We start from the raw sequence: 19,844 nt of genomic DNA, 5'->3' as shown, positions 1-19,844 counted from the left end.
GGGGTCGGGACACCTCAACAGAGACGTACACGCGGTCCGGGGTACCCACGCGGCGATCCACCCTTCTTATGGGCGCATGCCAGCGGGACACTCCCGCAGCAGCAGTAGTGATGCACGCCTGGTAGCCGGCGGCTCGCGTGTCAGCGGTGGCACCCAGGTCGATCGATGGCCCGGGTGCCACCTGCATGTCCGGGCCCTGACGGGCACGTCTCCGGGCGCCCCGCGACGCTGCGCCTCAGGTCGCCTCAGGTCGCCTCACGGCGCAGCGGGCTCGCCTCGGCGCCCGCGGCGTAGGCCTCGGCGGCGTAGAGCAGCCAGGAGTGGACGCCGGCCTCGCCGCCGTCGCGGTAGCCGCGCAGGTTGGACTCGTAGGCCTCGCGCAGGGCGAGGTGGCCGGCCTCGGGCACGACCAGCGACTTCTCGTCGACCCCGCGCGCCACCAGCACCAGCCGCTCGGCCGCCCGGGCCACGACCCCGTTGTGGGAGGCGAAGGGCGCGGAGGTCGCGAGGTCGGCGTGCACCACCGCGGCCACGACCAGCGCCGGGGCCGCGGTCTCGGCGGTGAGCAGCGTCGCCAGCGCCCGCAGCCGCTCGGCGGCCGCGGCGTCGCGCGGGCGGCCCCGCTCGTCCTCGGGCAGCGAGCCGGCGGAGGCCAGGGCGTGCACCCGGGCCAGGGCCTGCAGCGGCGTGCGGCCCAGCGCGGGCACGAGCGCGAGCAGCTCGGAGGAGACCCGCACCGCGTCGGCGGCCACCGCGTCGCCCTCCCCCGCGCGCACCTCGGCGAGCGAGGAGCCCGAGCCCTCCAGCACCGCGCTGGCGTGGGCGCCGCGCAGCAGCGACTCGGCCGTCGTCTCCGGGGACGTACGCCGCAGCCCGCGGTCGCGCAGCATCACGTCGATGCCGTCGCGGGCGGCGACGTAGGCGCTGGGCACGCCCTCGAGCGAGGTCAGCCAGGCCAGCGGGTCATCGGTCACGGGCGCGAGGCTACCGGCCCGCGCGGGCCCGGCCGCGTCGCAGGGGACGCCGGCGGGGACCACGGAGGGCTGGCAGGGGATATCGTCGCTGCGATGGCCGACCACCCCGCAGCCCCGCACCCGGACCGCACGCCCGCCCGGGCCTTCGGCACGGTCGCCGACGCCTACGACCGCGGCCGGCCCGGCTACCCCCGCGAGGCCGCCGCGTGGCTCACCGACCTGGGGGCCGGCGACCCGGTGACCGTGCTCGAGGTCGGCGCCGGCACCGGCAAGCTCACCGAGCAGCTGGTCGCGCTCGGTCACGACGTGCTGGCCACCGACCCCGACCCGGAGATGCTCGCCGTGCTGGGGCGGCGCCTGCCCGACGTGCGCACCGCCGTCGCCCCGGCCGAGGACCTCCCCCTGCCCGACGCCTCGGTCGACGTCGTGGTGTGCGCCCAGGCCTTCCACTGGCTCGACCCCGAGGTCGCGCTGCCCGAGATCGCCCGGGTGCTGCGCCCCGGCGGTCACCTGGCCCTGGTGTGGAACGAGCGCGACGAGCGCATCCCGTGGGTGCGCCGGCTGGGCCGCCTGCTCGGCGGCGGGCAGCGCGGGGAGTCCCACCGGGCGCTCGTGCACTCCCCGCTCTTCGGCTTCGTCGAGGACCGCGCCTTCCGCTCCTGGCAGACCCTCAACCGCAGCACGGTGCAGGACCTCGCCCTCTCCCGCTCCCACGTCGCCACCCGCGACGACACCGGGCGCGAGGAGCTGCGCGCCCAGGTGCTCGCCTTCTACGACGACTACGGCCGCGGCATGGACGGCATGCAGCTGCCCTACGTCGTGCAGTGCTTCCGCGCCGGCGTCCTCGAGCGCCGGGTCGTCGTCGCCGACGAGCCCGCGCACGCCGCGCCCCCCACCGGCGACCACGGCGCCGCCGGCCCCCACGGCGCCGCCGATGGGTCCACCGAGCCCGACGCCACCCACCACGCCACCCACCACGCCACCCACCACGCCACCGCCCACGCCACCCCCGACGCCACCCCCGACGCCACGGGGAGCCACCTCGTGGTCACCACCGGGAGCTTCCCGGCCGTGACCGACGTGACCAAGGCGCCCGACTCGGCCGTCACGGTCGACGAGGACACCGTGCTCCTCTTCGACTTCCGGTGAGGCTGCGACGCCGGCGCCACCTCGGCACCGACGCCGACCGCACGACCTTCCGCACCCTGCACACCGCGTCGCTGGCCGGCCCCGCCCTGCGCGAGGGGCTGCACCGCGCCAGCGCCGAGCGCAGCATCCGCCACCTGCACGCGCTGCTCGGCGCGCCCGCCCTCGCGCTCACCGACTCCGCCGTGCCCGCCGAGGTCCTGGCCTGGGAGGGCAGCGGCGCCCACCACCAGGGCCAGCTGCCGGCCCTGGTCGCCGAGACCGTCGAGCGGGGCGCCACCCGGGTCTTCGAGCGCTCCGACCTGCCCTGCGACCAGCCCGGCTGCCCGGTGCGCAACGCGGTGGTCAGCCCGCTGCTGGTCGAGGAGCGGGTGGTCGGCACGCTGGCGACGTTCACGGCGTACCCCACCGCCGGGCTGGCCCGGGCCACCGACGAGGTCGCCCGCTGGGTCTCGGGGCAGCTGGAGCTGGCCGAGCTCGACGCCTCGCGCACCCGGCTGATGGAGGCCGAGGTGCGCGCGCTGCGGGCCCAGATCAGCCCCCACTTCATCTACAACTCCCTCGGCGCGATCGCCAGCTTCGTGCGCACCGACCCCGACCGGGCGCGCGAGCTGCTGCTGGAGTTCGCCGACTTCACCCGCTATTCCTTCCGCCGCCACGGCGAGTTCACGACGCTGGCCGAGGAGCTGCGCTCGGTCGAGCGCTACCTGCTGCTCGAGCAGGCCCGCTTCGGCGACCGGCTGCGGGTGACCCTGCGCATCGCGCCCGAGGTGCTGCCGGTGGCCGTGCCGTTCCTGTGCATCCAGCCGCTGGTCGAGAACGCCGTGCGTCACGGCCTCGAGGGCCGCGAGGGCGGCGGCCACATCAGCATCGTGGCCCTCGACCGCGGCCAGGAGTGCGTCATCGAGGTGGAGGACGACGGCGTCGGCGAGGACCCCGCCCGGGTGCGACGGGCGCTGGCCGGCGACGGCAGCCTCGACTCGGTGGGCCTGGGCAACGTCGACGGCCGGCTGCGCGCGGTCTACGGCGACGACCACGGCCTGGTCGTCGAGACCGCCGCCGGCGCCGGCACCAAGGTCACCGTGCGGGTGCCGAAGTTCGCCCCCGGGGTGCACGTCCGGTGACCGGCCAGGGGACGGGCCAGGGGACGGGCCAGGGCACCGCCCCGGTGCTGGCGCGGGTGCTGGTGGTCGACGACGAGCGGCCCGCGCTCGACGAGCTGCGCTACCTCCTCGAGCGCGACCCCCGCGTCGGGGAGGTGCTGACCCGCGACTCCGCCACCGCCGGGCTGAAGGTGCTGCAGGAGACCGAGGTCGACGCGGTCTTCCTCGACATCCAGATGCCCGGCCTCACCGGCCTGGAGCTCGCGCAGGTGCTCGGCCGCTTCCGCACCCCGCCGCCGGTCGTCTTCGTCACCGCCCACGAGGCCCACGCCGTCGACGCCTTCGACCTGCGCGCGGTCGACTACGTGCTCAAGCCCGTGCGCGCCGAGCGACTCGCCGAGGCCGTGCGCCGCGTCGTGGACGGCGCCGACCGCACCGGCGCCGTCGCCGACCTGCAGGTGCCGGTCGAGCTGGGCGGGGTCACCCGCTTCGTGGCCCGCTCCGAGATCACCCACGTCGAGGCCCAGGGCGACTACGCACGCCTGCACACCACCTCGGGCGGCTCCCACCTCGTGCGGACCCCGCTGTCGACGCTGGAGGAGGAGTGGGCCGAGGCCGGCTTCGTGCGCATCCACCGCTCGCTGCTGGTGGCGCTGGCCCACGTGGCCGAGGTCCGCACCGAGGCCGGCCGCTGCACCGTGCGGGTCGGCCCCGCCGGCGGCGGCGCCGAGGGCTCCGGGCCGGGTCCCGAGCTGGTGGTCAGCCGACGCCACACCCGCGAGCTGCGCGACCTGCTGCTGCGGCGGGCCGGCTCGTGAGCGAGGCCCGCCCGCCGCGGGTGCGGGTCACCGGGCCGCCGCGGCGGCGTACGACGGGCGGGGCGGAGCGCGCCCGCCGCGACCCCGGGCCCGACGAGCGGCTGGCCGGGCTCTACCTCCGCTCGCTGCTGCGCGAGCAGCTGTGGCTGGCCGCGCGCACCCTGCTGGTGCTCGTCGGGGTGCTCGGGTCGCTGCCGCTGCTCTTCCACCTGGCACCCTCGCTGGGCCACCGCAGCTGGCTGGGCGTGCCCCTGCCGTGGCTGCTGCTCGGCGTGGCGGCCTACCCGTTCCTCGTCGGGCTCGCCTGGCTCTACGTGCGCCGCGCCGAGCGCAACGAGGTGGCCTACGGCGACCTCGTGCGCGGCACCGCGCCCGCCGCCCCGTCCCCCGACGGGCCCGAGGGGGACCCGCGGTGAACGCCGCACCCGGCATCGTCGCGATCGTCCTGGTGACGGTGGCGACCCTGGCCATCGGCACCTGGGGGCTGCGCTTCTCCCGCACGACCAGCGACTTCTTCGTGGCCTCGCGCACGGTGCGCCCGGGGCTCAACGCCTCGGCCATCGGCGGGGAGTACCTCTCGGCCGCCTCCTTCCTCGGCGTGGCCGGGCTGCTGCTGACCTTCGGCGCCGACATGCTCTGGTACCCCGTCGGCTGGACCGCGGGCTACCTCGTGCTGCTCGTGCTCGTCGCCGCCCCCCTGCGCCGCTCGGGGGCCTACACGCTGCCCGACTTCGCCGAGGCCCGGCTGGGCTCGCGGCGGGTGCGCTCGACCTGCTCGCTGCTGGTGGTCGTGATCGGCTGGCTCTACCTGCTGCCGCAGTTCCAGGGCGCCGGGCTCACGCTGACCTCCGCGGTCGGCGCCCCGGGCTGGGTGGGCCCGGTCATCGTCGGCGCGGTCGTGCTGGTCAACGTCTCCTCGGGCGGCATGCGCTCGATCACCTTCGTGCAGGCCTTCCAGTACTGGCTCAAGCTCACCGCCCTGCTCGTGCCCGCGGCCGTGCTCGTCGTGGTGTGGCTCGGCGACGGCCGGCCCACGGGCGGCTCCACCGGCGGTGCGGCCGGGGCGGACGCCGGGGCGGGCCCGGCCTTCCCCGACCTGGTGTCGTGGTCGCAGCCGCTGGCCGAGGGCGGCGGGCAGGGCCTCTACGTCACCTACTCCCTCATCGTGGCGACCTTCCTCGGCACGATGGGCCTGCCCCACGTGGTGGTGCGCTTCTACACCAACCCCGACGGCCGCGCCGCGCGCCGCACGACGCTGGTCGTGCTCGTGCTGCTCAGCGCCTTCTACCTCGTCCCGCCGGTGTACGGCGCCCTGGGCCGGGCCTACGCCCCGGCGCTGGCCGCCGCGGGCCGCTCCGACGCGCTGGTGCTCGAGCTGCCGCGGATCGTGCTGCCGGGACTCGGCGGCGACGTCCTGACCAGCCTGGTGGTGGCGGGGGCGTTCGCGGCCTTCCTGTCGACCTCCTCGGGGCTCTCGATCGCCGTGGCCGGCGTGCTCAGCCAGGACGTCACCGGGCGGGCCTGGGGCGGGCGCCGCCTCGACGGGGTCACCGCCTTCCGGGTCGCGGCCGTCGTCGCCGTCACCGTGCCGTGCGCCGTGGCCCTGCTCGGCCCCGAGGTCGGCGTCGCCTCCACCGTGGGCCTGGCCTTCGCGGTGGCCGCCTCGACCTTCTGCCCGCTGCTCGTGCTCGGCATCTGGTGGCCCGGCCTCACCGCCGCGGGCGCCGTCGCCGGCCTGGTCGTCGGCGGCCTCGGCTCCGGCACCGCCGCGCTGGTGACGCTGCTCGTCGACGTCGACCCCGGCTGGCGGGCGGTGCTGCTCGAGCAGCCGGCCGCCTGGTCGGTGCCGCTGGCGGTGGGCGTCATGGTCGGCACCAGCCTGCTCACCCGAGCCTCGCGCCCCGCCCACGCCGGCGCCTTCCTCGTGCGGCTGCACACGCCCGAGGAGTCGGCGTACCCCCGGGGCTGAGGGGGTCGGGCTAGGCGGGCTGCTCGATGCGGGCCAGGGCACGGGCGCGCCGGGCCACCAGCTCGACGAGCCGCGGGTGGGGCCCGATGACGTCGGCGACCAGCGCGGCTCCGGCCTCGCGGCACTCCCGGGCGGCCCGGTCGGCGAAGAACCCCGGTGAGAGCAGGTACGGCGACACCACGTCGCCGGGCCGCACGACCTCGGCCGGGCGACGGCCCAGCGCGGTGAGGGTGGCCACCTCGACCGCCACGGGCGAGGGCGCCCCGGCCGCGCCGGCCGCCTCGGCCCAGGCCTCGCCGAGCAGCTCGGCGGCCCGGGTCAGGTCGCGGGTGGCCAGCGGGTCCGAGGAGCCCGCGGCGACGAGCACGAGCCGCCCGACCTGCCGGTCCTCCGGCCGCGCGCCCGCCTCCCGCAGCCGCTCCAGCTGCGCGGCCGCGACCAGCCGGTGCGGGCCGAAGGGGCGGCCGAGCACCAGCGGACCGCCGGCGGCGCTGGCCATGCGGGGCAGGTCCTGGCGCAGGTGGAAGCCGGTCGACAGCAGCAGCGGCACGACCAGCGTCGGGGCGGCCGAGGCCGCCACGACGTCCTCGAAGAGCGGCTCGCACAGCTCGACGTAGGAGCAGACGGCCTCGAGGCCGAGCTCCTCGCCGGCGGCGTCGGTCAGCAGGCGGGCGATCTCGTTGCCGCCGCCCTTGCGGGTGCCGTGGGCGACGGTCACGAGGCGGGCGTCCATGCCGCTCATGGTGCCACCCGACCCCGCAGCCGGGACGCTCCTGTGGCTCGTCGAGTCGTGACCCGTCGGTGTGCGAGTGGTCGGTGGGGGTCTCGGGCGCACCCGGCTCCGGACGGTCGGTCACCACGAGCCCTGCCGACCCGCCACGCGGGGCCACCTCGCGTCCCCGGCCGACCCGCCCGAGAAGTGGCGGCACACGACCGGTCGGGGACTGCCGCAGCTGTCGTCTCCCGCCACTCCCGCACGATCGGTCAGCGCGAGCCCTGCCGACCCGCCACGCGGGGTCGCGTCACGTCCCCGGCCGGCCCGCCCGAAGGGTCGGCGTACGACAGGTCGAGGACCGCCGCAGGTGTCGTCTCCCGCCACTTGCCGCCGCGCCCAGGTCCACCGCCTGCTGCGCGTGCCCACACGATCGATCACCGCGAGCGCTGCCGACCCGCTCCGCGGGGATGCGTCACGTCCCCGGCCGGCCCGCCCGAGAAGTGGCGGCGTACGACCGGTCGAGGACCGCCGCAGCTGTCGTCTCCCGCCACTTCCTGCCGCGCCCGGGTCCACCACCTGCTGCGCGTGCCCACACGATCGATCACCGCGAGCCCTGCCGACCCGCCACGCGGGGCCGCGTCACGTCCCGGCCGGCCCGCCCGAGAAGTGGCGGTGAACGACCGGTCGAGGACTGCCGCAGCTGTCGTCTCCCGCCACTTCCGCACGATCAGTCACCGCGAGCGCTGCCGACCCGCCACGCGGGGGTCGCGTCACGTCCCCGGCCGGCCCGCCCGAGAAGTGGCGGCGAACGACAGGTCGAGGACCGCCGCAGGTGTCGTCTCCCGCCACTTGCCGCCGCGCCCGGGTCCACCGCCTGCTGCGCGTGCCCACACGATCGATCACCGCGAGCGCTGCCGACCCGCTCCGCGGGGCCGTCTCAGGTCCCCGGCCGGCCCGCCCGAGAAGTGGCGGCGTACGACCAGTCGAGGACCGCCGCAGCTGTCGTATCCCGCCACTTCCTGGTGCCGACCACAAGGCCGCCCCACGGCCGGGTCGGCGGGCGGGTCAGCAGGTCGATCCCCGGGCCGATCCCCGGGCCGGTCACCGCGCCAGGCACCGCACCGGGCACAGCGCCGGTCACAGCGCCGGGGACCCCGGGGCGCCGGCGTCCCGTGACAGCGCCGCCCTCGCGTCTCGGACCGCCGCGAGCAGGTCGGGCTCGGCGCGACGACGACGCGTGGCGCGTCCGGGACGGTCGAGCTGCTTCACGGCCTCGTCGCGGCGTTCGACGTGTCGCGCGAGGCCGGCGCCACGACTGCCGCAGCCCAGCATGACCAGGCTGCGAAGGGAGGCCCCGCAGTCAGCCCACGGCCAGCCGGTAGCCGCGCTTGACCACGGTCTGCACGGCCTTGGTGCCGATGCCGGCGCGCAGGCGGGCCACGGCCATCTCCACGGCGTGCTCGGAGCCGGCGGTGCCGCTGGGCAGCATGGCCAGCAGCGCCTGGCGCGAGACGACGTTGCCGGGGTTGGCGACCAGGGCGTGCAGCACCGCGGTCGGCGCCGGCGAGAGCCTGACCTCGACCCCGTCGAGGAGCACGCCGTCGCCGTGCAGCAGCAGCTGGCGCCCACCCACCAGGTCGACGGCCAGGCCCGAGGAGCGCGAGGGCAGCTCGGTCTCGAGCTGCTTGACCATCGCGACCAGCCGCGAGCGCTCGGGGAAGAGCGTCGGCACGCCCCACATCTCGAAGGCGGCCGAGGTGACCGGGCCGACGCAGGAGGCCACGACGTCGGCCTGGAAGGCGGTGACGACCTCGTCGCGCCGGCCCACGACGCCCGCGGCCTCCATCAGGGCGGCCACGGCAGGCGCGGAGGTGAAGGTGACGGCGTCGAGGGCGCGGTCGGCGATGAGGTCGACCATCTTGAACATCGGGCCGGGGTCGTCGGCGGCCAGCACGCGGTAGACGGTCACGGTGGTGACGTCGGCGCCCTGGCGACGCAGCGCGTGGGCGACCATCGACAGCGACTGGCCGTGCTCCTGCACCACGATGCGGCGCCCGGCGAGGTCGCGTCCGCGCAGGTGCTCGAGCACGTCCTCGAAGCACTCCGACTCCGGGGCCCACAGCTCGCGCAGCCCGCGGCGCCGCAGCGCGCCCACGCTCTTGGGGCCGCGGGCGAGGATCTCGGATGACCCCAGGGCGGCGAGCAGCTCGTCGAGCAGGCCCCAGCCCTCCGCGGCCTCGAACCACGCCTTCATGCCGATGCCGGTGGTGGCCAGGAAGACGTCGACGGGGCGGGAGAGCACCTCGGCGGTCTGGGCGCGCAGCTCGGCGTCGTCGACCTGGTTGGGCTCCAGCGAGAGCGCCGGGGCCCACTCCACGCGGGCGCCGCGACGCTCCAGCAGCGCGACCTGCTCGTCGACCTTGCGGGCGGCGGTCACGCCGATCCGGTAGCCGGCCAGCGGCGCGGCCGCATCGGGCGGCTCGGGCGGCTCGGGCGGCTCGGGCGGCTCGGGCGGCTCGGGCAGCTCGGGTGTCACGGACCCTCCCTCTGCGGGCCGACCAGCACCACGCCGCGGTCGACCCTGACGTCGTACGTCGGGACCCGGACGGCCGCGTCGTCGAGGCACTGCCCGGTGCGCAGGTCGTAGGCCTGCTTGTGCAGCGGCGACGCGACGCACGGGACCTCCCCCCGCGTGCCGACGATGCCGCGGGCGAGCACGGAGGCCCGCCCGAGGGGATCGTAGTTGCCCAGCGCGTGCACCGTGTCGTCGTGGGTGCGGAAGACCGCGACCGCCGCGCCCCCCACCAGCGCCGCCACGCCGCCCTCGACCTCGATCTGCTCCAGGCGGCAGACCGCCGTCCAGGTCGCCTCCGGCGCGCTCACCGGCCGGCCCCGACCGTCTCGGGGCTGCCCGGGCCTCCAGGACCCACGGGGATGCTCGCGCCGAGCAGCACCGGGCCCTCGCTGTCGGCCGGGGCGACCTGGTCGCGCTCGCTGCGGAAGGTGATGTGGGGGTCGGGGGTGTCGGGGGCGTTGACGAAGGAGACGAAGCGGGCCAGCTTGTCGGGGTCCTCCAGGGTGGCGCGCCACTCGTCGGAGTAGCCCTCGACGTGGGTGGCCATCGCCGCCTCGAGCTCGCTGCCGAGCCCGAGCACGTCGTCGACGACGACCTCGCGCACCCGGTCGAGGCCGCCGTCGAGGGCGTCGACCCAGGGGGCGGTGCGCTGGAGCCGGTCGGCGGTGCGGATGTAGTACATGAGGAAGCGGTCGAGGTAGCGCACCAGCGTCTCGGTGTCGAGGTCGCCCGCGAGCAGCCGGGCGTGCACGGGGGTGGCGCCGCCGTTGCCCGCGACGTAGAGGTTCCACCCCTTCTCGGTGGCGATGACGCCGAAGTCCTTCGACCGGGCCTCGGCGCACTCGCGGGCGCAGCCGCTCACCCCGCCCTTGAGCTTGTGCGGGGAGCGCAGGCCCCGGTAGCGCTCCTCGAGCATGATGGCCAGCGTCGTGGAGTCCTGCACGCCGTAGCGGCACCAGGTCGAGCCCACGCAGGACTTCACGGTGCGCAGCGACTTGCCGTAGGCGTGCCCGGACTCGAAGCCGGCGTCGACCAGGCGGGTCCAGATCGCCGGCAGCTGCTCCATGCGGGCGCCGAAGAGGTCGATGCGCTGGCCCCCGGTGATCTTGGTGTAGAGCCCGAAGTCGCGGGCGACCTCCCCGATCACGATGAGCTTCTCCGGGGTGATCTCGCCACCGGGGATGCGGGGCACGACGGAGTAGGTGCCGTTGCGCTGGATGTTGGCGAGGTAGGCGTCGTTGGTGTCCTGCAGCGTGCGGCGCTCCGCGCCGAGCACGTGGTCGCCGAGCAGGCTGGCCAGGATCGAGGCCACCGTGGGCTTGCAGACGTCGCAGCCGCGGCCCGTGCCGTGGGCGGCGACGACGTCGTCGAAGCGGGTGTGCCCGTGCACGGCGATCACCTCGAAGAGCTCCTGGCGCGAGAGCGGGAAGTGCTCGCACAGGCTGCGGTCGACGCTGCGGCCCCGGGCTGCGAAGAAGTCCTCCACGACCTTCTTGACCAGCGGCTTGCACGACCCGCAGGTGGCGCCGGCGCGGGTGCAGGCGGTGACGCACGACGGGCTGTCGCACGAGCCGCCCTCGCCGACCGCCTCCTCGATCTGCGCGCGGGTGACGTCGTTGCAGGAGCAGACCTGCGCCTCGGGCGGCAGCCCGATCTCGGCGCCGCCGCGGCCGCTGGGCAGGATCAGGTCCTCGGGGTTGTCGGGCAGCGCGATGCCCGGGTTGGTGGCGGTGGCCACCATCGGGCGCAGCACGCCGTAGGCGCTGGCGTCGCCCACGAGCACGCCGCCGAGCAGGCGCCGGCCGTCCTCGGAGACGACGAGCTTCTTGTAGACCCCCGTCACGGCGTCGGCGTAGACCAGCTCGAGGGCGCCCTCGGTGGTCGCGAAGGCGTCGCCGAAGGAGGCCACGTCGACGCCCATCAGCTTGAGCTTGGTCGACATGTCGGCGCCGGTGAAGGCGCCCGGGCCGCCCAGCAGGGCGTCGACGACGACCTCGGCCATCGCGTAGCCCGGCGCGACCAGGCCGTACATCCGTCCCGCCGGGGCCGCGCACTCCCCCACCGCCCACACGTGGGGGTCGGAGGTGCGGCACCGCTCGTCGACCAGCACGCCGCCGCGCTCGGCGACGTCGAGACCGGCCGCACGGGCCAGGGCGTCGCGCGGGCGGATCCCGGCCGAGAAGACCACGACCTCGGCCGGCAGCGGCTCGCGGTCGCGCAGCCCGAGGCCGACCACGCGGCCGTCCTGGCCGAGCACCTCGGTGGTCGTCGCGCCGGTGTGCACGCCCAGCCCCAGGCCCTCGACGTGGCGGGTCAGCACCGCGCCACCGGCGTCGTCGACCTGCACGGCCATGAGCCGCGGCGCCATCTCCACCACGTGGGTCTCCAGGCCCAGCTGCGCCAGGGCGTTGGCCGCCTCCAGCCCGAGCAGCCCGCCGCCGACGACCGCGCCCACGCGGGCGGTGGCGGCCGCGTCACGGATCGCCTCGAGGTCCTCGATGGTGCGGTAGACGAAGACGCCGTCGAGGTCGGTGCCGGGGATCGGTGGCACGAAGGGGGCGGCGCCGGTGGCGAGCACCAGCTCGTCGTAGGCCAGCTCCTCGCCCGCGGCGGCACCGCCGAGCACGAGCGTGCGGGCACCGGTGTCGACCGACTCGACGGTGGTGCCGAGCAGCAGCCGCACCCGGGGGTCGTCGTACTCCCCGGTCGGGAGCAGCGAGAGCTCCTCGGCGCCGCGCTCGAAGAAGGAGGTCAGCGCGACGCGGTCGTAGGCAGCGCGCAGCTCTTCCCCGACCACGACCACGTCGTGGGTCTCGGTGAGGCCCCGCTCGACGGCGGCCTGCACGAAGCGGTGGCCGACCATGCCGTGGCCGACGACCACGAGGGTCCTGCGGTGGTGAGCCATCATGCTCGGGTTCCTTCCAGGGTGGTGCTGGGTCGGGTGGCGAGGAGCTGTCGCACGGCGGGCGCGCAGCCGCCGCAGCCGGTGGTGGCGCGGGTGGTGTCGCGGACCTGCTCGAGGGAGCCGCAGGCGCGCACACGCCCGGCGCTGACGCCGGCGCACGCGCACACCTCGGCGTCGTCGGGCAGGGTGGCCGCGCTCGGGGTCGCACCCGCGCCGGGTCGCTCGCCGCGCAGCAGCGCGCCGGGCTCGCCCGGCGAGAGCACCGTGCCGCGGTCGTAGTACTGCGTGAGCAGGCCGATCCGGCTCAGGTCGCCGACGAGGGTCGCGGCCACGAGCACGCCGTCGCGCACGACGAGGCGGCGGTGCGAGCCCGCCACGGGGTTGGTCAGCTCCACGACCTCGCCCTCGGCGGTCTCGGGCTCGCCGAGCACCGCGACGTCGAGGTCGGTCGCGCGCAGCCGCGCCACCGTCCGCGACCCCTCGTACGCCGGGAGCGTGCGGCCCGGGCGGGGGTCGGCTCCCCCGGCCAGGTCACCGGCCAGCTCGTGTGCCAGCACCTCGGCCAGCACGCCGGCCTGCTCCCAGGCGGGGGCGACGAAGCCGGTCGTGCGCCCACCGCGCTGGGCGCAGTCGCCGATCGCGTGCACGCGGGGGTCGCTGGTGGTCAGCCGGGCGTCGACCACCACTCCGCGTCGCACCGCGAGGCCGGCCGCCCGGGCCAGCGCGACCGAGGGCCGGCCGCCGGCGGTGAGCACGACGAGGTCGGTGCCGAGGGTGTAGCCGTGGTCGAGCACGAGCCCCGCGGGGGTCAGCCGCACGGCGCGGGTGCCGGTGTAGACCGCCGTGCCGAGGCGGCGCAGGTCGCGGGCCAGGATCGCGCCCGCCGGTGCGCCGACCTGGCTGCGCAGCAGGTGGTCACCGCCCTCGACGACCTCGACGTCGAGGCCGCGCACGCCCAGGGCGCGGGCCACCTGGAGGCCGAGCAGCCCGCCGCCGACCACGACCGCGCGGCGCGCCGACGCCGCGGCGCGGCTCAGCCGCAGGGCGTCGTCGAGGCTGCGGAAGGCGTGCACGCGCTCGTCCAGACGTCCGTCCATGCCGACCAGCCCGCGCACCGGCGGCAGCGTGGGGATGCTGCCCGTGGCCAGCACCAGCCGGTCGTAGCCGAGGCGGGTGCCGTCGACGAGGCCGACCTCGCGGGCGTCGCGGTCGACCTCGAGCACCCGCGCGCCCGTGCGGAGGTCGACGCCCCGGTCGGCGTACCACTCCAGGCCGCGCAGGGTGAGCGCGTCGGCGCGGTGGGTGCCCTCGAGCAGCGCGGAGAGCAGGATCCGGTTGTAGGGCGCGTGGGGCTCGTCGCCGAGCACGGTGATCCGCGCGCCGGTGTCGCGGGCGAGCAGCTCCTCGACCAGCCGGGTCGCGGCCATGCCCGACCCGACCACCACGACGCGTGCGCTCATGCGGGCACCCCCGCGGCGGCCCGCTCCCGCACGGTCGCCTGCGCGGACGAGACGTCCGGCGTGGGGTCCGGTGACGCGGCGAGCCCCACCGCCGCGGCGCACGCCTTGAACTCCGGCATCCGGCTGGAGGGGTCGAGGGCGTCGTGGGTGAGCCGGTTGGCGCCGACCCAGTGGAAGGGCACGAAGACGGTGTCGGGGCGGATGGAGTCGACCACGCGCGCCGGCGCGCGCAGCGACCCGCGGCGGGTGCTGACGACGACCGGCTCGCCGTCGGCGGCGCCGATCCGGGCGGCCAGCATGGGGTGCAGCTCGACGAAGGGCCCGGTGTCGGGCAGGTCGCGGATCCGGCGGGTCTGGGCGCCGGACTGGTACTGCGCGAGCACCCGCCCGGTCGTCAGGTGCAGCGGGAAGGCGGCGTCGGGCTGCTCGACGGGGCCGCGGTGCTCCACCACGCGGCAGCGCGCGCGGCCGTCGGGGGTGGCGAAGCGCTCGGCGAACAGGCGCGGCGTGCCCGGGTGGGGCGCACGACCCTCGGGCACGGCGGGGCAGGGCCAGAAGACGCCCTGCTCGGCGCGGACCCGCTCGTGGGTGATCCCGGAGTAGTCGGCGCGACCGCCGGCCGAGGCGCGGCCGAGCTCGGCGAAGACCTCGGCGGCGTCGGTGCCGAAGGGCACCGGGGAGCCCAGGCGGGCCGCGAGGTCGGCCAGCAGCTCCAGCTCGTCGCGCACGCCGGCGGGCGGGGCCACCGCGCGCTGCCGCAGCACGACCCGGCCCTCGAGGTTGGTCATCGTGCCGGTCTCCTCGGCCCACTGGGCCACGGGCAGCACGACGTCGGCGCGGGCCGCGGTCTCCGACAGGACGAGGTCGACCACCACCAGCAGGTCGAGGGCGTCGAGGCGCTCGGTCACGTGGTCGGCGTTCGGCGCCGAGACGACCGGGTTGCTGCCGGTGACCAGCAGCGCCCGCGGGCCGCCCTCGGTGCCCAGCGCCTCCAGCAGCTCGTACGCCGAGCGCCCCGGCCCGGGCAGGGTCTCGGGCGCCACGCCCCAGACGCCCGCGACGTGGGCGCGGGCCGCAGGGTCGTCGATCATCCGGTAGCCGGGCAGCTGGTCGGCCTTCTGGCCGTGCTCGCGCCCGCCCTGGCCGTTGCCCTGGCCGGTGAGGCAGCCCCAGCCCGAGGCGTCGCGCCCGGGCAGCCCGAGGGCGAGGGCGACGTTGATCCAGGCCAGCACGGTGTCGGTGCCCTGGGCGTGCTGCTCGGCGCCCCGGGCGGTGAGCACGACGGCCCGCTCGGCGTCGGCGAGCAGCCCGGCCAGCTCGCGCAGGTCCTCCGCGGCGACGCCGGAGACCCGCTCGACGCGCTCGGGCCACCAGCCGGCGACCGAGCGGCGGACGTCCTCGAAGCCGGTGGTGCGGGTCGCGACGTACTCCTCGTCGACCGCGCCGGCGCCGTCGAGCAGGTGCAGCAGGCCCAGCGCGACGGCCAGGTCGGTGCCCGGCAGCGGCTGGAGCACGAGGTCGGCGCGCTCCGCGGTGGCGGTGCGGCGCGGGTCGAGCACGACGACGCGGCCGCCGCGCTCGCGCAGCCGGTCGAGGTGGCGCGCGGCCGGCGGCATGGTCTCGGCGAGGTTGGAGCCCACGAGCACGACCAGGTCGGTGCGCTCGAGGTCGGCCAGCGGGAAGGGCAGTCCGCGGTCGAGGCCGAGGGCCTGGTTGGCCGCGGAGGCCGCGGAGCTCATGCACCAGCGGCCGTTGTAGTCGATCTGGCTGGTGCCGAGCGCCACCCGGGCCAGCTTGCCCAGCTGGTAGGCCTTCTCGTTGGTGAGCCCCCCGCCGCCGAAGACCGCGACCGCGTCGGGCCCGCTCTCGGCCTGGAGCGCCCGCATCCGGGTCGCGACCACGTCGAGCGCCTCGTCCCACGACGCGGTGCGCAGCTCGCCGGTGGCCCCGTCGCGCACGAGCGGGCTGGTCAGCCGCTCGCGGTGGCCGCGCAGCCCGGTCGCGGTCCAGCCCTTGCGGCACAGCGCGCCCTCGTTGACCGGGAAGTCGGCCCACGGCTGCACCTGCAGGGTGCGACCGGAGCGCTCCAGGGTCATGCCGCACTGCAGGGAGCAGTAGGGGCAGTGGGTGCGGGTGCCCGTGGCCGGGCCGGCGGGAGGGGTGCTCACGTCAGATGCCCGCGCCCGCCATGGTGCCGGGCCTCGCGGCGGCGGCCGCGGAGGGCCGGCGCAGGTAGACCGCCCAGGTGACCAGGGCGCACACGGCGTAGAAGGCGGTGAAGACGACGAAGGCGCCCTTCGTGGCCGAGAGCGGGTCCTCGACCCACGGCGAGCTGAAGGCGATCGGGATGAGGAAGCCGCCGATCGCGCCCACCGCTCCGATGACGCCGATGGCGGCCGAGGCCTGCTTGGTGGCCAGCAGCAGCGCGGCGCTGCGGGCGGGGGTGCCGGCCTCGCTGGTGCGCTCGGCCTCGGTGCGCCAGATGGCGGGGATCATCTTGTAGGTCGAGCCGTTGCCGATGCCGGTGGCGGCGAAGACGCAGAGGAAGAAGCCGAGGAAGAAGGGGAACCACGACTGGTTGTCGGTGGCGATCGCCGGGTCGGCGGTCGGGTTCGGGGTCAGCCGCGTGAGGGTCCACAGCACCGCCAGGGTGGAGACGATCATGGCGCCGAAGGCGGCCAGGGTGACCCGGGCGCCGCCGAAGCGGTCGGCCAGCCACCCGCCGAGCGGGCGGGTCGCGGAGCCCACCAGGGCGCCGAGGAAGGCGAAGTAGGCGAAGTAGATGCCCGTGCCGAGGGGGGTCGGCTCCGGCACCCAGAAGGTGAGCTTGATGAGCAGCGGCATGGCGGCGGAGTAGCCGATGAAGGAGCCGAAGGTGCCGATGTAGAGGAAGGCCATGATCCACGTGTGCGGCTTGCGCACGACCTGCATCTGCTCGCGCGGGCGGGAGGTCGCGGTGGCCAGGTTGTCCATCCAGCGCCAGGCCGCGAACGTCGCCACCACGGCGAGCCCGGCGTAGACCCAGGCGGCGCGCTCGAGGTGGATGCCGCCCTCGCTGGCCTTGACCAGGCCGAAGATGCCGGCGCCGCCGACGATCACGGGCAGGAAGAGCTGGATCAGCGAGACGCCGAGGTTGCCGCCGGCGGCGTTGAGGCCGAGCGCCGCGCCCTTCTTGGCCGCGGGGTAGAAGAAGTTGATGTTGGCCATCGAGCTGGCGAAGTTGCCGCCCCCGAGGCCGGCGGTCGCGGCGATGAGGCAGAAGGCCCAGTAGGGCGTGCCCGGGTCCTGCACCGCCCAGGCGAAGAGCAGCGTCGGCACCAGCAGCAGCGCCGCGCTCACCATCGTCCAGTTGCGCCCGCCGAACCTCGGCACCGCGAAGGTGTAGGGCAGTCGCAGCAGCGAGCCGACGAGGTTGGGCAGCGCCACCAGCACGAAGAGCTGCTGCGGGGTGAAGGAGAAGCCCTGCGCGACCAGGAACGCCGAGCTGACGCTCCAGATCAGCCACACCGAGAAACCGAGGTGCTCGGCGAAGATCGACCACAGCAGGTTGCGCCGGGCCACGGGGCGGCCGGTCTCCTCCCAGAACGCCTCCTCCTCGGGGCGCCAGTCCTCGATCCAGCGTCCGGTGCGGCGCGCGGGCGCCGACCCGGCGGCGGCGTCGCTGCGCGGGTTGCTGCGCGAGTGGCTGGTCATGGTCATGGCGCTGCTCCTGAGGGGCTCGTCGGTGGCTCCACCCTCGGCGCGCGAGATTTCGCCCCTGTCGACCCCGGGTGACCGTCGAGGTCAACTTCTCCTCACGTCCTCACACCCCTCACGACCTCACCGCCCGCCCCACCGCCCGTCCTCGCCACGCCGCACCACCACCCCCCACCCGGCCGCTCACCGCGCCCGACCGACCGCTCACCGACTCCGAGGCGCCGCTCGCCGACGACCGGGGCGTCGGCCCTGCCGGGGTGAGCGCCGTCACTCCTACGGTGACCGCGATCACACCTGCGGCCGGCGCGGCCGCATCCGCACGAGAGGGGACACCGCCGTGGGCACCCACGAGAGCCAGCCCGGAGCCGGGGAGCAGCCGCAGGCCGCCACCCAGGCCTCCCGGCACGACCCGGTCTACGACCGGCTGCACGACTCACCCGACTTCGCCGCGCTGCGCAAGGCCTACCGGGGCTTCGTCATCCCCGCCACGGTGGCCTTCCTGGCGTGGTACCTGCTCTACATCCTGATGTCGAACTACGCCGGCGGCTTCATGAACACCAAGCTGGTCGGCAACATCAACGTCGCGCTGGTCTTCGGCCTGCTGCAGTTCGTCACCACCTTCGGGCTGGCCTTCGCCTACGCCCGCTTCTCCGAGAGCCGCCTCGACCCGCTGGCGCGCTCCCTCAACGACGAGTACGACGCGACCGTGGCCGGCACCGACGGGAAGAGGCACTGACATGGACCACCAGGTGCTCACCACGATCCTGTTCCTCAGCGTCGTCGCGCTGACGATCGGGATCACCTTCTGGGCCAGCCGGCAGACCTCCGGCACGGCCGACTTCTACGCCGGCGGCCGCTCGTTCTCGCCGGTGCAGAACGGCCTGGCCATCGGCGGCGACTACATGTCGGCGGCGTCGTTCCTCGGCATCTCCGGGGCCATCGCGCTCTCGGGCTACGACGGCTTCCTCTACTCCATCGGCTTCCTCGTGGCCTGGCTGGTCGCGCTGCTGCTCGTGGCCGAGATGCTGCGCAACTCGGGGCGCTACACGATGGCCGACCAGCTGGCCTTCCGCATGCGCCAGCGCCCGGTGCGCATGGCCGCGGCGACCTCCACCGTGGTCGTGTCGATCTTCTACCTGCTGGCCCAGATGGTCGGCGCGGGCGCCCTGGTGGCGCTGCTGCTGGGCGTCGACGACCAGGCGGTCAAGAACATCGTCATCCTCGGCGTCGGCGCGCTCATGATCTTCTACGTCACCGTCGGCGGCATGAAGGGCACGACCTGGGTGCAGATCGTCAAGGCCGTGCTGCTCATGACCGGCTCGGCCCTGATCGTGGTGCTCGTGCTCGCGAAGTTCGACTTCAACCTCTCCGAGCTGCTCGGCACGGCCGCCAGCAACTCCGGTGCCGGCTCGGCCTTCCTCGAGCCCGGCCTGAAGTACGGCGCCACCGCGACCAGCAAGATCGACTTCATCAGCCTCGGCATCGCGCTCGTGCTCGGCACGGCCGGCCTGCCCCACATCCTCATCCGCTTCTACACCGTGCCGACCTCGCGCGACGCGCGGAAGTCGGTGCTGTGGGCCATCGGCCTCATCGGGGTGTTCTACCTCTTCACCCTCGTGCTCGGCTTCGGTGCCGCCGCCCTGCTCGACATCCCCGGCCTGCGCGAGTCCGGCGAGCTGGACGCCTCGGGCAACCTGGCCGCCCCGCTGCTGGCCGAGGCCGTGGGCGGTGGAGCCGGCTCCACGGGCGGTGCGGTGCTGCTGGCCATCATCGCGGCCGTCGCCTTCGCCACCATCCTGGCCGTCGTGGCCGGCCTGACGCTGACCTCGTCGGCGTCGGTGGCCCACGACATCTACAACAGCGTGATCAAGAAGGGCACCGCCAGCGAGGACCAGGAGATCAAGGTGACCCGCTGGGCCGCCGCCGGCATCGGCCTGGTGTCGATCCTGCTGGCCATCCCTGCCCAGAGCCTCAACATCGCGTTCCTGGTGGCCCTGGCCTTCGCCGTCGCGGCGTCGGCCAACCTGCCGACGATCATCTACAACATGTTCTGGAAGCGCTTCAACACCCGTGGCGCGCTCTGGAGCATCTACGGCGGCCTCATCTCGGCCGTCGGCCTGGTGGTCTTCTCCCCGGTCGTGTCCGGCAAGGGACTCGACCCGACGGGCAAGAACCTCTCGCTGCTGCCCACCAGCATCGACATCTCGTGGTTCCCGTTGGAGAACCCGGGCATCGTCTCCATCCCGCTCGGCTTCCTGCTCGGCTACATCGGCACCATCACCTCCAAGGAGCCCACCGCGGAGGAGCGCTACACCGAGCTCGAGGTGCGCGCCCTCACCGGCGCCGGCTCGGAGAAGGCGATCTCGCACTGACCGCACGACCGCTCCGCCGGGCGCCGCGAGGCGCCCGGCGGAGTGGCACGACCCGCGGGCAACCGCGGGGCAACCGGCCCTCGCCACCCTGGGACCCGCGTCCTAGTGTGG

General features: G+C 75.5%; 15 protein-coding genes. 7 read left to right on the top strand and 8 right to left on the bottom strand.

Translation table 11 applies throughout. The annotated features are described in order from the left end of the window. Window positions 1-245: 245 nt before the first annotated feature. Window positions 246-974 (bottom strand): oxidoreductase, encoded by a 729-nt coding sequence (locus tag M3673_RS16475; protein ID WP_251534968.1) that lies wholly within the window; start codon window positions 972-974, stop codon window positions 246-248. Window positions 975-1,067: 93 nt separating this feature from the next. On the opposite strand from M3673_RS16475, the gene M3673_RS16470 reads away from it, so the two are divergent. The 5 genes from M3673_RS16470 to M3673_RS16450 are packed head-to-tail and all read left to right on the top strand — an operon-like array spanning window position 1,068 to window position 6,010. Beyond that, window positions 1,068-2,123: a class I SAM-dependent methyltransferase gene (locus M3673_RS16470; RefSeq protein WP_251534966.1), complete on the top strand. Its 1,056-nt coding sequence runs from the start codon at window positions 1,068-1,070 to the stop codon at window positions 2,121-2,123. Then, the gene (locus M3673_RS16465; protein WP_056903223.1) at window positions 2,120-3,244 is read left to right on the top strand and encodes a sensor histidine kinase; all 1,125 of its coding nucleotides are present in this window, start codon (window positions 2,120-2,122) and stop codon (window positions 3,242-3,244) included. Before M3673_RS16470 ends, M3673_RS16465 begins: the two co-directional genes overlap by 4 nt. Continuing rightward, window positions 3,241-4,041 carry a LytTR family DNA-binding domain-containing protein gene (locus tag M3673_RS16460; RefSeq protein WP_251534964.1) on the top strand — a complete coding sequence of 267 codons (801 nt, stop codon included), beginning with the start codon at window positions 3,241-3,243 and terminating at the stop codon, window positions 4,039-4,041. Before M3673_RS16465 ends, M3673_RS16460 begins: the two co-directional genes overlap by 4 nt. Next, window positions 4,038-4,457: a hypothetical protein gene (locus M3673_RS16455; protein WP_193665880.1), complete on the top strand. Its 420-nt coding sequence runs from the start codon at window positions 4,038-4,040 to the stop codon at window positions 4,455-4,457. Before M3673_RS16460 ends, M3673_RS16455 begins: the two co-directional genes overlap by 4 nt. Continuing rightward, entirely contained in the window at window positions 4,454-6,010 is a 1,557-nt protein-coding gene (locus tag M3673_RS16450; protein WP_251534962.1) for a cation acetate symporter, read from the top strand. Before M3673_RS16455 ends, M3673_RS16450 begins: the two co-directional genes overlap by 4 nt. Window positions 6,011-6,020: 10 nt before the next feature. Here M3673_RS16450 and M3673_RS16445 read toward each other — a convergent pair whose 3' ends face one another. The 7 genes from M3673_RS16445 to M3673_RS16415 all read right to left on the bottom strand — a co-directional run bounded on the left by M3673_RS16445 (window position 6,021) and on the right by M3673_RS16415 (window position 17,364). After that, window positions 6,021-6,752, bottom strand: a complete 732-nt coding sequence (locus M3673_RS16445) for a sirohydrochlorin chelatase (protein ID WP_251534960.1) — start codon at window positions 6,750-6,752, stop codon at window positions 6,021-6,023. 1,333 nt (window positions 6,753-8,085) lie between these two features. Beyond that, window positions 8,086-9,261 carry a uroporphyrinogen-III synthase gene (locus M3673_RS16440; protein WP_251534958.1) on the bottom strand — a complete coding sequence of 392 codons (1,176 nt, stop codon included), beginning with the start codon at window positions 9,259-9,261 and terminating at the stop codon, window positions 8,086-8,088. Then, on the bottom strand, window positions 9,258-9,608 hold the full coding sequence (nirD, locus tag M3673_RS16435) for a nitrite reductase small subunit NirD (RefSeq protein ID WP_193665874.1): 351 nt from the start codon (window positions 9,606-9,608) through the stop codon (window positions 9,258-9,260). Before nirD ends, M3673_RS16440 begins: the two co-directional genes overlap by 4 nt. After that, window positions 9,605-12,208, bottom strand: coding sequence for a nitrite reductase large subunit NirB (gene nirB / locus M3673_RS16430; RefSeq protein ID WP_251534957.1), 2,604 nt, complete (start codon window positions 12,206-12,208; stop codon window positions 9,605-9,607). The genes nirD and nirB overlap by 4 nt, the downstream gene beginning before the upstream one ends. Beyond that, window positions 12,205-13,665: an FAD-dependent oxidoreductase gene (locus M3673_RS16425; RefSeq protein WP_251534955.1), complete on the bottom strand. Its 1,461-nt coding sequence runs from the start codon at window positions 13,663-13,665 to the stop codon at window positions 12,205-12,207. Before M3673_RS16425 ends, nirB begins: the two co-directional genes overlap by 4 nt. Beyond that, window positions 13,662-15,833: a molybdopterin oxidoreductase family protein gene (locus M3673_RS16420; protein WP_308196169.1), complete on the bottom strand. Its 2,172-nt coding sequence runs from the start codon at window positions 15,831-15,833 to the stop codon at window positions 13,662-13,664. The genes M3673_RS16425 and M3673_RS16420 overlap by 4 nt, the downstream gene beginning before the upstream one ends. Before the next feature lies 1 nt (window position 15,834). Continuing rightward, window positions 15,835-17,364, bottom strand: a complete 1,530-nt coding sequence (locus M3673_RS16415) for an MFS transporter (protein WP_308196168.1) — start codon at window positions 17,362-17,364, stop codon at window positions 15,835-15,837. A 334-nt stretch (window positions 17,365-17,698) separates the two neighbouring features. Between M3673_RS16415 and M3673_RS16410 the strand changes: the two genes are divergently transcribed. Together M3673_RS16410 and M3673_RS16405 are read left to right on the top strand one after the other, a co-directional pair. Continuing rightward, window positions 17,699-18,097: a DUF485 domain-containing protein gene (locus M3673_RS16410; RefSeq protein WP_251534953.1), complete on the top strand. Its 399-nt coding sequence runs from the start codon at window positions 17,699-17,701 to the stop codon at window positions 18,095-18,097. A 1-nt stretch (window position 18,098) separates the two neighbouring features. Continuing rightward, window positions 18,099-19,733, top strand: a complete 1,635-nt coding sequence (locus M3673_RS16405; protein ID WP_056863178.1) for a cation acetate symporter — start codon at window positions 18,099-18,101, stop codon at window positions 19,731-19,733. Window positions 19,734-19,844 lie beyond the last annotated feature (111 nt).

Source organism: Nocardioides sp. P86, from assembly GCF_023712465.1.
GTDB classification, from domain to species: domain Bacteria; phylum Actinomycetota; class Actinomycetes; order Propionibacteriales; family Nocardioidaceae; genus Nocardioides; species Nocardioides kribbensis.
The sequence above is the reverse complement of the archived record's forward strand: the minus strand, read 5'-3'. Positions and strand labels throughout refer to the sequence as shown.

Bases quoted from the DNA above. Each gene is read 5' to 3' on its own strand.
- M3673_RS16470 (WP_251534966.1), top strand. From the start codon at position 1,068: ATGGCCGACCACCCCGCAGCCCCGCACCCGGACCGCACGCCCGCCCGG.
- M3673_RS16445 (WP_251534960.1), bottom strand. From the start codon at position 6,752: ATGAGCGGCATGGACGCCCGCCTCGTGACCGTCGCCCACGGCACCCGC.
- nirB (WP_251534957.1), bottom strand. From the start codon at position 12,208: ATGATGGCTCACCACCGCAGGACCCTCGTGGTCGTCGGCCACGGCATG.
- M3673_RS16425 (WP_251534955.1), bottom strand. From the start codon at position 13,665: ATGAGCGCACGCGTCGTGGTGGTCGGGTCGGGCATGGCCGCGACCCGG.
- M3673_RS16415 (WP_308196168.1), bottom strand. From the start codon at position 17,364: ATGACCATGACCAGCCACTCGCGCAGCAACCCGCGCAGCGACGCCGCC.
- M3673_RS16405 (WP_056863178.1), top strand. From the start codon at position 18,099: ATGGACCACCAGGTGCTCACCACGATCCTGTTCCTCAGCGTCGTCGCG.